Source organism: Pseudomonas sediminis (assembly GCF_039555755.1).
Lineage (GTDB): Bacteria > Pseudomonadota > Gammaproteobacteria > Pseudomonadales > Pseudomonadaceae > Aquipseudomonas > Aquipseudomonas mendocina_D.
This window is the reverse complement of sequence record NZ_CP154631.1, coordinates 3379418-3393585: the sequence shown is the minus strand read 5'-3', so window position 1 is coordinate 3393585 and position 14168 is coordinate 3379418. Positions and strand designations below refer to the sequence as shown.

General features: G+C 62.5%; 18 protein-coding genes. 11 read left to right on the top strand and 7 right to left on the bottom strand.

The features are described 5' to 3' along the window. Positions 1-23: 23 nt before the first annotated feature. Positions 24-500: a TlpA disulfide reductase family protein gene (locus AAEQ75_RS15940; protein WP_343349684.1), complete on the bottom strand. Its 477-nt coding sequence runs from the start codon at positions 498-500 to the stop codon at positions 24-26. A 30-nt stretch (positions 501-530) separates the two neighbouring features. On the opposite strand from AAEQ75_RS15940, the gene AAEQ75_RS15935 reads away from it, so the two are divergent. Both AAEQ75_RS15935 and AAEQ75_RS15930 read left to right on the top strand, forming a co-directional pair. Beyond that, positions 531-1937 (top strand): PilZ domain-containing protein, encoded by a 1407-nt coding sequence (locus AAEQ75_RS15935; protein WP_343349683.1) that lies wholly within the window; start codon positions 531-533, stop codon positions 1935-1937. A gap of 114 nt (positions 1938-2051) precedes the next feature. Beyond that, the gene (locus AAEQ75_RS15930) at positions 2052-2444 is read left to right on the top strand and encodes a hypothetical protein (protein WP_003461530.1); all 393 of its coding nucleotides are present in this window, start codon (positions 2052-2054) and stop codon (positions 2442-2444) included. A gap of 48 nt (positions 2445-2492) precedes the next feature. Here the strand turns inward: AAEQ75_RS15930 and AAEQ75_RS15925 are convergent, their stop codons facing one another. Next, entirely contained in the window at positions 2493-2693 is a 201-nt protein-coding gene (locus tag AAEQ75_RS15925) for a hypothetical protein (protein ID WP_074860691.1), read from the bottom strand. 212 nt (positions 2694-2905) lie between these two features. Further along, on the bottom strand, positions 2906-4123 hold the full coding sequence (locus AAEQ75_RS15920) for a YihY family inner membrane protein (protein WP_343349682.1): 1218 nt from the start codon (positions 4121-4123) through the stop codon (positions 2906-2908). Between the two features lie 142 nt (positions 4124-4265). On the opposite strand from AAEQ75_RS15920, the gene arsC reads away from it, so the two are divergent. The 3 genes from arsC to AAEQ75_RS15905 are packed head-to-tail and all read left to right on the top strand — an operon-like array spanning position 4266 to position 5622. Then, complete coding sequence (arsC, locus tag AAEQ75_RS15915; protein ID WP_179544478.1) at positions 4266-4619, top strand: arsenate reductase (glutaredoxin); 354 nt, start codon at positions 4266-4268, stop codon at positions 4617-4619. Then, positions 4616-5212: an NAD(P)H:quinone oxidoreductase gene (wrbA, locus tag AAEQ75_RS15910; RefSeq protein ID WP_343349681.1), complete on the top strand. Its 597-nt coding sequence runs from the start codon at positions 4616-4618 to the stop codon at positions 5210-5212. The genes arsC and wrbA overlap by 4 nt, the downstream gene beginning before the upstream one ends. 2 nt (positions 5213-5214) lie before the next feature. After that, entirely contained in the window at positions 5215-5622 is a 408-nt protein-coding gene (locus tag AAEQ75_RS15905; protein ID WP_179576967.1) for a DUF2069 domain-containing protein, read from the top strand. A gap of 96 nt (positions 5623-5718) precedes the next feature. Here AAEQ75_RS15905 and hda read toward each other — a convergent pair whose 3' ends face one another. The 3 genes from hda to AAEQ75_RS15890 form a co-directional block, all read right to left on the bottom strand. Further along, complete coding sequence (gene hda / locus AAEQ75_RS15900; RefSeq protein ID WP_099523360.1) at positions 5719-6423, bottom strand: DnaA regulatory inactivator Hda; 705 nt, start codon at positions 6421-6423, stop codon at positions 5719-5721. Next, positions 6420-7502, bottom strand: coding sequence for an AI-2E family transporter (locus AAEQ75_RS15895; protein WP_143505298.1), 1083 nt, complete (start codon positions 7500-7502; stop codon positions 6420-6422). Before AAEQ75_RS15895 ends, hda begins: the two co-directional genes overlap by 4 nt. A 73-nt stretch (positions 7503-7575) precedes the next feature. Then, positions 7576-8616, bottom strand: coding sequence for a DUF2066 domain-containing protein (locus AAEQ75_RS15890; RefSeq protein WP_343349680.1), 1041 nt, complete (start codon positions 8614-8616; stop codon positions 7576-7578). Positions 8617-8863: 247 nt separating this feature from the next. On the opposite strand from AAEQ75_RS15890, the gene purM reads away from it, so the two are divergent. Genes purM through AAEQ75_RS15875 form a run of 3 tightly spaced genes read left to right on the top strand, consistent with a single transcriptional unit; the run spans position 8864 to position 11291 of the window. Further along, positions 8864-9922 carry a phosphoribosylformylglycinamidine cyclo-ligase gene (gene purM / locus AAEQ75_RS15885; RefSeq protein ID WP_343349679.1) on the top strand — a complete coding sequence of 353 codons (1059 nt, stop codon included), beginning with the start codon at positions 8864-8866 and terminating at the stop codon, positions 9920-9922. Beyond that, entirely contained in the window at positions 9922-10566 is a 645-nt protein-coding gene (gene purN / locus AAEQ75_RS15880) for a phosphoribosylglycinamide formyltransferase (RefSeq protein WP_343349678.1), read from the top strand. The genes purM and purN overlap by 1 nt, the downstream gene beginning before the upstream one ends. Before the next feature lie 8 nt (positions 10567-10574). Next, the gene (locus tag AAEQ75_RS15875; RefSeq protein ID WP_125881161.1) at positions 10575-11291 is read left to right on the top strand and encodes a DUF3108 domain-containing protein; all 717 of its coding nucleotides are present in this window, start codon (positions 10575-10577) and stop codon (positions 11289-11291) included. A gap of 258 nt (positions 11292-11549) precedes the next feature. Here AAEQ75_RS15875 and AAEQ75_RS15870 read toward each other — a convergent pair whose 3' ends face one another. Next, positions 11550-12758, bottom strand: coding sequence for an ammonium transporter (locus AAEQ75_RS15870; RefSeq protein ID WP_343349677.1), 1209 nt, complete (start codon positions 12756-12758; stop codon positions 11550-11552). Between the two features lie 370 nt (positions 12759-13128). Here AAEQ75_RS15870 and AAEQ75_RS15865 point away from each other — a divergent pair, with 370 nt between their 5' ends. The 3 genes from AAEQ75_RS15865 to AAEQ75_RS15855 are packed head-to-tail and all read left to right on the top strand — an operon-like array spanning position 13129 to position 14110. Then, the gene (locus AAEQ75_RS15865; protein WP_106735004.1) at positions 13129-13446 is read left to right on the top strand and encodes a DUF883 family protein; all 318 of its coding nucleotides are present in this window, start codon (positions 13129-13131) and stop codon (positions 13444-13446) included. An 8-nt stretch (positions 13447-13454) separates the two neighbouring features. Beyond that, complete coding sequence (locus AAEQ75_RS15860; protein WP_179576974.1) at positions 13455-13814, top strand: phage holin family protein; 360 nt, start codon at positions 13455-13457, stop codon at positions 13812-13814. Next, entirely contained in the window at positions 13811-14110 is a 300-nt protein-coding gene (locus AAEQ75_RS15855; RefSeq protein ID WP_143505289.1) for a hypothetical protein, read from the top strand. The genes AAEQ75_RS15860 and AAEQ75_RS15855 overlap by 4 nt, the downstream gene beginning before the upstream one ends. Positions 14111-14168 lie beyond the last annotated feature (58 nt).

Genomic DNA, 14168 nt, shown 5'->3' with positions numbered 1-14168 from the left:
ACGCCGTAGACCCGGCGTCCGGCCTACTCCCCGCGCAGCGCTCGAAGATGCGTCAGCAGGCCGGCTGCCGTCTGCTCGCCGACCAGGCGCTCACGCAGTTTGCCCTCGGCATCGACAATGTAGGTGACCGGCAAGACATCGGTGCGTGGCAGTTCGAAGCGCGCCGCCGGATCCTGCGCCAGCACGGTGAAGCGGATGTCGAAACTGTCAGCCGCACGCTTGAGGTCATCGCCCTGCAAGGCGTCGAAGTTGACGCCAATCACCCGCGCCGACTGGTTTTTCAGCGTTTCTTCCAACGCGTTGAGTTCAGGAATCTCGGTGCGGCACGGCGCGCACCATTCGGCCCAATAATTGATGATCAGCCACTGGCCATCGAGGCTCTCAGCCGTTACCTTTCGTCCATGCTGATCAAGGCCGTAATCTTCGGCACAAGCCGTCAGCAACAGACCGGCGCAGATACTCAAAACAGCCTTGCCGAATTTCCGGAGCCCTAAGCCCATGTACTCGATCCTCGTCCACCCGGGGTTGATATGACGCTGGATGCCCTGCGCCTGGAAGTACCGGACATCCGCGAGGACAACAGCTTATCGCCGGCGGAAATCGCCCAGCGACTCGCAGCTGCTCGCCATCTGGAGCCGGAACATGGCCTGCAGCAAGTGCTGGGCCTTTTGTTTTCGCTCAATCGCAGCGCTCTGACCTTACTGGAAAGGCAGCGTGCGCTGCAAAACTTCAGTGACGAGTACCGCCATTACGCCAGCCTTGCCAATCGCCAGCATCCGCCAAGCGCTCTATTCGTGCGGTTGTGCGGCGAGCTGGCGATCGGTTTCAAACGCCTGCTACTGCAAATTTTGCAGGGTCGCCAGCCGTCGATGCCGCACCTGGCGTGGTGCCTGTACATGGCCCAGCACTTTCTTGCCCAGCAGTTATTGCGCCACTACCAGCTGTACCAGGAGCCGCCTGCAACTCTCTGGCGCGACAGCCACCTGCTGTACTGGATCGGCGAGCATCAGCAGTGCCTGGACGAACCAGTCGCGGCGGCCTTCGAGCCGAAACCGGCCAGCACCCTGCGCGGCCTCTACCAGCAGATGCTGCTCTTGGCCCTGAGCAACCCCTTCCATCTCGATGAAGGCGAATGCCTGACTCTGTTCAGCGCGCTGGCACCTCTGGCGGCGCTGGCCAGGCTGCAAGCCTGGGACGAGGAAGACGATGCCGAAGGCCCGGTAGTCGACCTCAGCGAATCACAGGCTTGCCTCAGTTTCGAACAGCGTATCGAAGGCGAAGCCGCCAACCTGCGCCGCTTCGAACTGGGCGCGCTGCTGATCGCCCTGCATGAGCCGGCACCACTGCAAAGCATGCAGGAACGCCAATTACTCGAACGGGTACGCCAGCACTGGCTGGGGCGCCAGCAACGTCGCCACGAGCGCGCCGAACTGGACGGCCAGTGCAGTCTGGTAGTGGGCCTGCCGGCCATCCATGCGCAATTGCTGGACAAGCTGCCACAACGCACCGAGGCGCAGATTCTCGATGCCAGCCCGGGTGGCGCGCGCCTGCTGTGCAACGCCAACGAAGGCGGGCAACTGCAAGTCGGGCAACTGGTTCTACTACTTACCAATGCCACACCGACCCTGGCACTGGTGCGTTGGCGTCATCTCAATAGCGAAGGCCTGCACCTCGGGCTGCGCTATCTGAAAGGCCTGCCACGTCCGGTCTGGCTACGACGCGCCCCCAATGCGCAGACTCACCCTGGTGTGCTGCAGAGCACCCCGGCACCGGGCAATGGTTGGCACCATGGCCTGTGGCTGCCCAACGGCCAGTTCAGCTCTGGCGAGCACCTTTGGCTGCAACTGGCCAGCGTGCATAACCAAGCGATTTTGCCGCTGCCCGACAGCAACCTGCAGACCTCATCGGTTACCCGCCACCCGCTGCGCCTGGCCTGATATACAAAACTGCGACTCCAGTCACGCGGCCTATCCGCCGAGTGCACAGTTTCCCCAAGAGGTGGCTGCTTATAATTCTTGGAACTCAAGTCTCACCCAGCCTGGATTTTCACCATGTCCCAAGCGCAAGACAAGCTGATTGGCTCCGTGCCCTCGCGCATCGTCGACGTCGCTCACCTGCTGGTCACTCCCTACGAGGGGCGCGTGGCCGAATACAACGTCGCCACCTGGCTGCAATTGCCGGGGCTGGCCAACCTGCCGGTATCGCTGCTGGTGAGTTATCGCGACGGGGACAAGCGCCGCGAGGTGAATGTCGACCATGGCAAGGTCAATGCCCATGGCAAGATCCTGCTCTCCGGGATCGCTCGCATGCCAGTGCGGATGAAGATCGAAGACATGCAGGTACGCCTGCGCTCAGCTGTGCCGGCGCAGAGTCTGGTGGTCGAGGAATTCTTCGTTCAAGCCGTCGAATTGGCCAACAGCGAGACCCGCCAGGCCATGGCCTGAACCAGAACGGCAACATCGACCCCCGCGCAGTGACGCGGGGTTTTGCTTTCAGCCAGAGGAAACTCCGGGGCTGGGCGCAGCCCGCGGGATTGAACCGTCAGCGTCTGGCTGCAGGTTTTCGGCAACCACGTGTTCGAGCAGCGACTCCGGCCAACGCGCGAACTCCAGACCAGTGATTCGGTTGAGCCGCGCCAGCGCTTCCTGCGGATCGCGTCGATGAAGGTGGATTACCCTGTTTTTTACCGTCATTACTGCCTGCGTCCTCAGCGATCCCTGCCCCTGCTGGCAGTTCGATAGCAACTGCTCCTGCAGTAGCTAGAAGCGTGCCAGCCCTTGTACAACGCATTCCTTGGCGCCTACCCCTTGCGTCCAGGCCACGGCAGGACTAGGCAACGCCTGAAACTGACGTTTTTTGTCACCCTTTCTGGCGCCCCATTGCCCGACACGCCGCGCGGGTTTGCTCAGCCCTTCCCCGGCAACCAATCCGCCAGACTGGCTCCGAATTGTGACTCACGCTCCGCTTGCATGCGCTCCAGCCCCTCGCGCAATGCCGGGTACCAGGGCTCGTCGAGCTGAGCGGGCAGTTGCGACAAACTCGGTAATGGCCAGGGACTGCACTCGAGCAATTGATACAGGGAGAAGTTGTGCAGATCGCGGCACAGCACCCACCCTCCGCCATTGGCCTTGCATGCCAGGTGCTCGCGCTCGAGAAAATCCATCACCTGCGTCCACTCGTCTTCGGGCAACCGCCAGCCCGCACGTTGCATGTCGCCATAATGCAGAGCCTCGCCCTTCTGCTGACGTTTGAGCAAAAGCCGCAACACCACCAGCACAATCAGCCCCTTGGGGATAGGCTCGCGGCGCCAGTGCCGCGGTTGCGACAGGCCATATACCAGCTCGGCGCCCAGCAGCACGATCAACCAGGACAGATAGATCCACACCAGAAACAGCGGCACCGTGGCGAAGGCGCCGTAGATCAGGTGATAACCGGGAAAAAGCCGCACATAGAGGCCGAACAGCGCCTTGGCCACTTCGAACAGCACGGCGCTGAACAGGCCGCCCAACAGAGCATGAGACAACGGCACACGAGTGTTGGGGACCGCGGCATACAGCAAGGTAAAGGCCGCGATGCTCGATAACAACGGCGTGAAAGCAAGCAGCGTCTTGGCGCCGATTACTGCATCCGGCCCGGAGATCAGTGACAGCGAGGCGATATAGGTACTGACCGCAAAACCGGCCCCCAGCAGCAGCGGCCCAAGGCTGAGAATCGCCCAGTACAGCAGGAAGCTGGACATCCCGCGGCGTGGCTGGCGTACCCGCCAGATCACGTTGAAGGTCTTCTCGATGGTCACCAGCATCAGGAAGGCGGTAACGGCCAGCAGGCCCACGCCGAACCAGGTCAGCTGCCGCGCCTGCGTGGTGAACTCACGCAGATACTCCTGCACCGTCTCGCCCGTGGAGGGTACGAAGTTGTTGAAGATGAACCCCTGGATTTCCTCGCCTACACCTTGGAACGCTGGAATTGCCGACAGCATGGCGAAGGTCACGGTCATCATCGGCACCACGGCGAACAAGGTGGTGTAGGTCAACGCCGCTGCGTTGCCTGCGCCGCGGTTATCCACGAAACGCTGATACAGGCTGAGCCAGAACCCCATCCAGTCCTTCAAACGACGCAGCATGACCTCTCCTTAGCCCTCAAACCTAAACAGACAGACAATGCGCCGCGTAAAAAGGTCGCAGCAAAGCCGCCCCAGCGGTTTGCGTGCATCCGCGCATCAGGCGGTTAGAATAGCCGCCACTTCAAGCCGGATGCGAGCCACCATGACCGACCTGACCCTCTACCACAACCCGCGCTGCTCGAAATCCCGCGGTGCTCTGGAGCTGCTGCAAGCCCGCGGCCTGCAACCGCACGTCGTGCGCTATCTGGAAACGCCACCCAGCGCCAGCGAGCTCAAGAGCCTACTCGGCAAGCTGGGTATCTCCGCACGCGACCTGCTACGTAGCGGCGAGGACGAATACAAGACGCTGGGCCTGAGCGATGCCAGCTTGAGTGAGGCGCAACTGATCGAGGCCATGGTCACGCATCCCAAGCTGATCGAGCGCCCGATCCTCATCGCTGGCGACAAAGCGGTGATCGGCCGACCACCGGAAAAAGTACTGGAGCTACTGGCATGAGCGCGCCCTACATCCTGGTGCTCTACTACAGCCGCCATGGCGCCACCGCGCAGATGGCCAAGCAGATTGCCCGTGGCGTCGAGATGGCTGGCCTGGAGGCGCGCCTGCGCACGGTGCCTGCGGTATCCAGCGAATGCGAGGCCGTTGCGCCGAGCGTTCCGGAGGACGGCGCCATGTACGCCACCCTGGATGATCTGAAGAACTGCTCGGGCCTGGCCTTGGGCAGCCCGACCCGTTTCGGCAACATGGCAGCGCCACTCAAGTACTTCATCGATGGCACCAGCAATCTGTGGCTCACCGGCGAACTGGTCGGCAAGCCAGCTGGCGTGTTCACCTCCACCGCCAGCCTGCATGGCGGCCAGGAGACCACCTTGCTGTCGATGATGATCCCACTGCTGCACCACGGCATGCTGCTCTGCGGCCTGCCCTACAGCGAAGCGGCACTGCTTGAAACCCGTCGCGGTGGCACGCCCTACGGCCCCAGCCACCATGCGGGCGGCGACGGTAAACGCGCGCTGGACGAACATGAAGTCACCCTGTGCCGTGCACTGGGTCAACGTCTGGCGCAAACCGCCAGCAAACTGGAGCGTTGAACGTGGCCCGAGCGAAGAAACCCCTGCCCAGCCTCGAGTGGCTGGAGCCACGGGTCAAACTCAGCCGAGCGCTGAGCCTGTTCAGCTTTATCGCCCTGCTGGCCCTGCTGCTGGTGTGGAATCTGGCCTTCGCTGACCTGCATGGTGCGCGGGTCGGGGTTGTATTGGCGATCCAGTTGCTGCCGCTTGCACTGCTCGCTCCCGGTATGTTGCTGGGTAACGCCCGCGCTCATGCCTGGGCCTGCTTCGTGGTCAACATCTACTTCATCCAGGGCGTACTCGCCGCCATCGATCCGGCACGTGCACTGTTCGGCGCACTGGAGGCGGTGATCAGCTTCGGCTTGTTCTGCTGCGCACTGCTCTACACGCGCTGGCGTTTTCAGTACGACCGCAAGCTGGCTGGGGAATAAACGTCCTGGTGTGGGAGCGAGCTCTGCTCGCGAAGCGCTTGTGCAGCCAAGAGTTCGCGAGCAGAGCTCGCTCCTACACCTGAGTTCCCGAAGCAGTTACCAACCCAGCGTTTCCTTGAGGAAGGGAATGGTCAGCTTGCGTTGGGCCTGCAGCGAGGCCTGATCGAGGCGCTCCAGCAGTTCGAACAACGCACTCATGCTGCGCTCACCCCGAGTGAGGATGAAGCGACCGACCTCGTCGCTCATCTGCAAGCCACGGCGCGAGGCGCGCAGCTGCAGGGCGCGCAGCTTGTCCTCGTCGGACAGCTCATGCAGTTGGAAGATCAGCGAAAGGGTCAGTCGCGACTTCAGATCAGGCAGTTGAATCGGTAACTCGCGCGGTGACATGGTGCCTGCCAGCAACAAGCGCCTGCCGCTGTCACGCAGCCGGTTGAACAGGTGGAACAGCCCTTCTTCCCAGTCGCTGCGTCCGGCCACGGCATCGAGATCATCGAGACAGACCAGCTCGCACAGCTCAAGGTTGTCGAGCAACTCCGGGCCGTGCTGCACCACTTCGCTGAGCGGCAGATACACCACCGCTTCGCCACGCTGCTCAAAACGCAGGCAGGCCGCCTGCAACAGGTGGCTGCGCCCGACGCCTTCGGCGCCCCACAGGTAGATCAGGCTTTCCGTCCAGCCGGCGTCGGCCTCGCACAATCGCTCGACATAGCCCAGGGCCGCGGCATTGGCGCCGGGGTAGTAATTGGCGAAGGTGGCGTCATCACGCAGACGCACCCCCAAGGGAAGCTGGATGGGTTTCATGTGGGGGGCTCGTGGGAACCGCTGCTCTCTCCGTAAAGGCCGGAAAGTTTATACAAATCATGGGCATGGCGCAGCAGAACCATGATCACGGCAGCAACCGGCAAGGCCAGCAGCACGCCGGTAAAGCCAAACAGTTGGCCACCCGCGAGGATGGCGAAGATCACCGCGACCGGATGCAGGCCGATGCGATCACCCACCAGCAGGGGCGTGAGGACCATACCCTCGAGCAACTGGCCGATCATGAACACCACGCCGATACCGATCAGCGGATAGGGCTCGAGACCGAACTGGAACAGCGCAGCAGTCAACGCCGCACCGATACCGACGATAAAGCCCATGTACGGCACGATACTGGCCAGGCCCGCCAGCACACCGATCAACAGTCCCAGCTCCAACCCCACCAGCATCAAGCCCACGGAATAGATGACGCTCAGCGCCAGCATCACCAGCAATTGGCCGCGCAGGAAGGCGCCCAGCACTTCATGACATTCGCCAGTCAGCTTGACGATCAATCCTTCGCGCTGGCGCGGCAGCAGGCGGCGCACGCGCTCGACCAGCAGATCCCAGTCGCGCATCAGGTAGAAGCTCACCACCGGAATCAGCATCAGGTTGCCCAGCCAGGCCAGCAGTGCCAACCCCGAGGATGTCGCCTGGGCCAGCACCGCCTTGAGCACATCGGTGGTCTTGCCAATGTTGTCGGTAAAGACCTGCTTGAGTTGATCGACCTGCAGCAGGTCATCCTGCAACCCCAGATGCGACTGCGACCACGGCAAGGCCGTGCCTTGCAACCAATCGAGCATTTCCGGCGCCAGCTGATATAGACGCACCAGCTGTCGTCCCAGCATGGGCACCAACACCAGCAGCAGGATCAGCAATACCAGAGCGAACAGCGCGAATACCACCACCACGCCCCCCGTGCGCGACAGCCGATGCCGCTCGAGACGATCGACCAGCGGGTCGCCCATGTAGGCCAGCAGGATACCGATCAGGAACGGGGAAAGAATCGGGTGCAACAGGTACAGCAGCCAGCCGAGCAGAAACAGCCCAGCCATCCATAGCCAACGGGTGGAATCGGTCATGCTCGCGTCCTCGATGCGAAACGGCGCCAGGAAGGCGCTGCGTAACTGGGCTGTGGTCTACCCGACGCAGATTCTACCAGCGAAAGCGCAATTGATCGGTGCGCGGCTTTACCTGCGGCGCCTCGGTTGCAGCGGCCTCCGGGTTCTCTACTGGCTCAGCAGCATCGAGCGGCTCACTGACTTCCTGCAGTTGCCCCAATGCCAGTTGCGCGCGCAGCTGCTCCGGGCTGGCGCTGACCTGATAAACCAGGCGCTGGCCGTCGATTTCCTGCAAACGCGCGGCGAAGGGTTCGAGCAAGCGCTCCAGTGCCGCGAAACGGCCCAGGTCTGCGCCCTCGATCACCAGCGTCAGGCTCTGCGCAGCACCCGGTTTGACCAGGAAACGCGGCGCCAGGCGCTCGGCCACGGCCAACAGCACTGCATCGGCCAGCGCTGCCTGATCGGCGGCCTCTGCCTTGCCCTGCTCGCGCTCGTCACCCAGCCACAGGCGCCAGGTCGCCTGCCAGCTGCCGCCGCTTTCAGTCGCCTGCACGGCCAGCAAGGCATCGGCAACGTAGCGCTCGGACGCCTCGCGCAGGGCTTGGGGATCGTTGGCCAGCAGCACATCGGCACTGCCCAGCGCCTGCTCGCTCAGGTCCGCCAGCGGCAAACGCAGTGGCAAGCCACGATGTTGCGCAGCATCGCGTAGCAGTGCCGATGCGCTCTGGCTTTCACCAACCAGTTGGCTGCCTTCCGGCGACTCGTTGAGCCACCAGGTCAGGATGGCCGGGCGATTGGCACCCCACAGAGCCAGGCCGGCCTGACGTAACTGGCGCTCGGTACTGCCCGGATCGAACTCGACCAGCAGCGCGTCGCCTTCATAACCGTACTGGCTGACGATCTGCTGCGGGTCCTTGCGCAGCCCTTCCAGCCCGGCACTTTGCAACGCCTTGGCGTCGCCGGTCAGGCGTAGCACCAGCGTCTGCAGGGCTTTCTGCATGGCACCGTCGCGAGCTTCCGGCTGTTGGTCGGCCACGGGCTCGCGCACCTGGTACAGACCGGTAACCGGCGCGGCCAATACCGGCAGGCTCAGCAGCGACAGACAGAGGAACAACAGGCGGATGGGCAAACGCATTGGGGTGGACTCTCGCAAGGGATGGCCGCACGGCGGGCGGGCACAAAAGCCTATACCTTAAACAGCCGCTCAAGCCCCGGCAACCAGAGCCGGTGCCTGCGACGAAGCGCATGCACACGAGTGGCCGCTACCGGGCAAGCCTGATAAAATCGCGCGCCTTCGCCAGCCGGTACGCGCGCCGGGCTCCTTGGATGAGCCTGCGCCACGTCGGCGCCTACACGAACTCCCCATCCAAAGGCCCGGATCTATGAGCAAGCAACCCTCCATCAGCTACAAGGACGCAGGCGTCGACATCGATGCCGGTGAAGCCCTGGTCGAACGCATCAAAGGCGTCGCCAAGCGCACTGCGCGTCCGGAAGTCATGGGTGGCCTGGGCGGCTTCGGCGCCCTGTGCGAGATCCCGGCCGGCTACAAGCAACCGGTACTGGTGTCCGGCACCGACGGTGTCGGCACCAAGCTGCGCCTGGCACTGAACCTGAACAAGCACGACAGCATCGGCCAGGATCTGGTCGCCATGTGCGTCAACGACCTGGTGGTCTGCGGCGCCGAGCCGCTGTTCTTCCTCGACTACTACGCTACCGGCAAGCTCAACGTCGACGTCGCCGCCACCGTGGTAACCGGTATCGGCGCTGGTTGCGAACTCGCCGGCTGCTCCCTGGTCGGTGGTGAAACAGCCGAAATGCCGGGCATGTACGAAGGCGAAGACTACGACCTGGCCGGCTTCTGCGTCGGCGTGGTGGAAAAAGCCGAGATCATCGACGGCTCCAAGGTCGTCACCGGCGACGCCCTGATCGCCCTGCCTTCCTCCGGCCCGCACTCCAATGGCTACTCGCTGATCCGCAAGATCATCGAAGTTTCCGGCGCCGACATCGAGCAGCTGCAACTGGACGGCAAGGCTCTGGCCGATCTGCTGATGGCGCCGACCCGTATCTACGTCAAGCCGCTGCTCAAGCTGATCAAGGACACCGGTGCGGTCAAGGCCATGGCCCACATCACCGGCGGCGGCCTGCTGGACAACATCCCGCGCGTACTGCCGCAGGGCGCACAGGCCGTGATCGACGTGACCAGCTGGAATCGCCCGGCCGTGTTCGACTGGCTGCAGGAGCAAGGCAACGTCGACGAGCACGAAATGCACCGTGTGCTCAACTGCGGCGTCGGCATGGTCATCTGCGTCGCTCAGGATCAGGTTGAAACCGCCCTGGCCAGCCTGCGCGCCAGCGGCGAGCAACCTTGGGTCATCGGCCAGATCACCGCCGCAGCAGAAGGCGCAGCCCAGGTTCAGTTGAACAACCTGAAAGCCCACTGATGCCCTGCAATGTCGTCGTCCTGATCTCCGGATCAGGCAGCAATCTGCAAGCGCTGATCGACAGCGTCGGCCACGACGGCAATCCGGCCCGCATCGCCGCGGTTATCTGCAACCGCGCCGATGCCTATGGCCTGGAGCGAGCGAAACAGGCCGGCATCGCCACCGGCATGCTCGACCACAAGCAGTTCGATGGCCGCGACGCCTTCGACGCAGCCCTGATCCAGGCCATCGATGCCCATCAGCCTGACCTGGTGGTGCTGGCTGGCTTCATGCGCATCCTCACGCCGGGCTTCGTTCAGCACTACGCAGGCCGCCTGCTGAATATCCATCCGTCACTGCTACCCAAGCACAAGGGGCTGCATACCCATCAGCGCGCCCTGGAAGCCGGCGACAGCGAACACGGCTGCAGCGTGCACTTCGTGACCGAGGAACTCGATGGTGGCCCTCTGGTCGTACAAGCTGTGTTGCCGATCAAGGCAGACGACACGGCCGAAAGCCTTGCTCGCCGCGTGCACCAGCAGGAACACCAGATCTATCCGCTGGCAGTGCGCTGGTTTGCCGAAGGCCGCTTGCGTCTTGGCGCTCAAGGCGCAATGCTGGATGGCCAGCCGCTGCCCGCCAGCGGCCACCTGATTCGAACCTAGGAGACTCTATGCGTCGTGCCCTGCTGTTCGCCCTGACACTGTTCAGCCTGTCCGCCTTTGCCGAGGACCTGCAGCCCTTCTCCGCCAGCTACACCGCGGACTGGAAGCAGCTGCCGGTCAGTGGCAGCGCCGAGCGCAGCCTCAAACGTGAAGACGACGGCCGCTGGACCCTCAACTTCGAAGCATCGATGCTGGTCGCCGGCCTCACCGAAGAAAGCACCTTCCGCGTCGACAACGGCGCCCTGCTGCCACTGACCTACCGCCTCAATCGCAGCGGCCTGGGCAAAGGCAAGAAGGTCGAGCAGGACTTCGACTGGGAGCAGAAGCAAGTCATCGGCAGCGACCGTGGCGATGCCGTAAGACTGCCGCTCAACCGTGGCCTGCTGGACAAATCGACCTACCAGGTTGCCCTGCAAGAGGACGTTGCGGCCGGCAAGAAGAGCGTGAGCTACCAGGTGGTCGACGGTGACGAGATCGAAACCTATGACTTCCGCGTGCTGGGCGAAGAAGTGGTACGCACCAAGGCGGGCCTGATTGACGCAATCAAGGTCGAACGCGTGCGTGACCCCACGCAAAGCACCCGCAAGACCGTGCTGTGGTTCGCCAAAGACTGGGGCCACCTGCTGGTACGCCTGCATCAGGTGGAAACCGACGGCAAGGAATACCAGATCATGCTCAAGGAAGGCACCGTCGCCGGCAAATCGGTAGAAGGTCGTCGCGACTGATCTACAACTGAATGAAAAACCGGGCCATTGCCAAGGCGTTGGCTTAATCTGTTGATGCAGACCGTTAACGTCATGATCTGAAAGCCAAAAAGCAGAAGTCCCCAGCAGAAAATATCTCGGCTGGGGATTTTTGCTTATAGGACCCGTAACCGCAGGCCATCGGGGAATCTTTCAACAGATTTCCCCAACGGCTAGGGCCATTGCCCGGTTTTTTATTGCCCGCCGTAAACGCTGGCAAACAACGCCTGCCCTGGCCTCTCAGTCCTGACTCACCGCACCGATCTTGTGAATCGACAGGTCAGCACCGTTGTATTCCTCTTCCTGACTCAGGCGAATACCCAGCGACGCCTTGAGCAGGCCATACACCGCGAAGCCACCGATCAGAGCGACCACCACCCCCAACGCAGTGCCGATCACCTGGCTGGCCAGGCTCACGCCACCCAGGCCGCCGAATGCCTTGAGGCCGAAGATGCCACAGGCGATGCCGCCCCAGATACCGCACAGGCCATGCAGCGGCCAGACACCGAGCACATCGTCGATCTTCCACTTCACCTGCGTCGCGGTGAATGCCCAGACGAACAATGCACCGGCAATCGCGCCAGTGACCAGAGCACCAATCGGATGCATCAGGTCCGAGCCGGCGCAAATCGCGACCAGGCCAGCCAGCGGGCCGTTATGCAGGAAGCCAGGGTCGTTGCGCCCTACCAGCAGCGCGGCGACGGTACCGCCAACCATGGCCATCAGCGAGTTGACCGCCACCAGGCCACTGACGCCTTCGAGCGTCTGCGCGCTCATCACGTTGAAGCCGAACCAGCCGATGATCAGGATCCACGAGCCCAGCGCCAGGAACGGAATGTTCGAGGGCGCCATGGCCACCAGCTTGCCGTCGCGATAACGCCCGTTGCGGCGCCCCAGCAACAGCACGGCGCCGAAGGCCAACCAACCGCCCATGGCATGCACCACCACCGAACCGGCGAAGTCATGGAAGCCTGCACCGAAGCGAGCCTCGAGCCAGGCCTGGAAGCCATAGTTGCCGTTCCAGATCATGCCTTCGAAGAAGGGGTAGACGAAGGCCACGATCAATGCCGTGGCGCACAGCTGCGGGCCGAACTTGGCACGCTCGGCAATACCACCGGAGATGATTGCCGGAATCGCCGCGGCGAAGGTCAGCAGGAAGAAGAACTTCACCAGACCGTAGCCATGATTCTCCGTCAGCACGGCAGCCGGCTCGAAGAAATTGATGCCGTAGGCGATCCAGTAGCCGATGAAGAAATATGCCAGGGCGGAAATAGCGAAATCCGAGAGAATCTTCGATAACGCGTTGACCTGGTTTTTCTGCCGTACCGTTCCCACTTCGAGAAAGGCAAAGCCGGCATGCATGGCCAGAACCATGATGGCACCCAGCAGGATGAACAGGGTATTGGAGCCGTGGATCAGCGTGGCCACGGCACTGTTGATGTTTTCCATCGAGAAAGAAAACTCCGGAGGCAGATGAAAAGGCACCAAACAAAGGCACAAACCCGGAAACGCGCACCACAATGCAGCCAGACACAGTGGGGCGCCCTCGAAAAGTGCCGTCGAGTGGCCCTAAAATAGCGCCACCAAATGTCGACATATCGATGCTTATTTCTTGTTAATCAAATGGTTATGCGCGAAATGGACCATCCTGAGCCGCCCCGAAAAGCCCCATCGCAGGGCATTTCTCGACCTTCGCGCACCAGCAAAATGCAATCGCTATACCAAACGCCAGGCCGGTCACTTCCCGACTATTCTTGCGGAACCCTCACGCTGCAGAGCAATCGTAAGTAGCACATACCAACGCAGAGGACTGCTCACCATGCCCCGCAAAGCCGCTACTCCAAGCACCAAGGACGCCCTGCTGGATGAATTCCAGGCTCTGGTCAGCGATACCGAGAAGCTCCTGCAACATTCCGCCAGTCTCGCCGGCGAACACGCCGAGGCCCTGCGTGATGACATTCGTGGCAGCCTCGATCGTGCCCGAGACGCCCTGCACAAAGCCGAGTCTGGCCTGCGCGAGCAGGGCAAGATCGCCGTCGACGCCACTGAAGACTATGTGCACAAGCACCCATGGCAGGCACTGGGTTTGTCGGCCGCTATTGGCCTGGTGCTCGGCCTGCTGATCAGCCGCCGTTGACAGCGCCAATGTCCAATGGACCATCGCCACGGCGCCTGGGGGCGGCCCTACTGGGCCTCCTCCAGGGCCATGTGGCGCTGCTGGCCCATGAACTCGAAGACCAACGCAACCAGGCACTGCGCGCGCTGGTTCTCGGCGGCCTGTGCCTGGCCTTCGCCCTGCTCCTGCTGATAGGTCTGTCGGCATTGCTGCTGATCGTCTACTGGGACAGTCACCGTCTGGCAGTCGCCACGGGTCTTTGCCTGTTCTACGGTGCTGGCCTGGTAGGGTGTGCCACCTGGCTGCTGATCAGTCTGCGCAACGCCGAAGCACCGTTCAGCGCCAGCCTTGAAGAACTGCAACGTGACCGCGAGCAACTGTTGCCATGACGTCCAACTTGCCACCAGGCGCCTCGCGCCGTCAGTTGCGTAAAGCCGTGCTGCGCATGCGCCTGGAGATGCACCGCCAGGAACTGCGCCATGAAGTGCTGCAAATCAGTCAACCACTCAAGCAGGTACGCGAGTATGGCCAACGCCTGCGCCAGGGTAATGCACCCTTTTTGCTCACTGGCGGCGCATTGGCACTGGCCGGACTGCTCGGTGGTAAACGCGGTTGGCGTCGCTGGTTGCGCCTGGCATTGATCATTGCGCCACTACTTCGACGTCGGCAAAGCGGTATCGACTGAAACGCCGATTGGTCTAGACCTGGCCTGGCCGCGATCTTGCTTGGTTGAGTAACCCAAC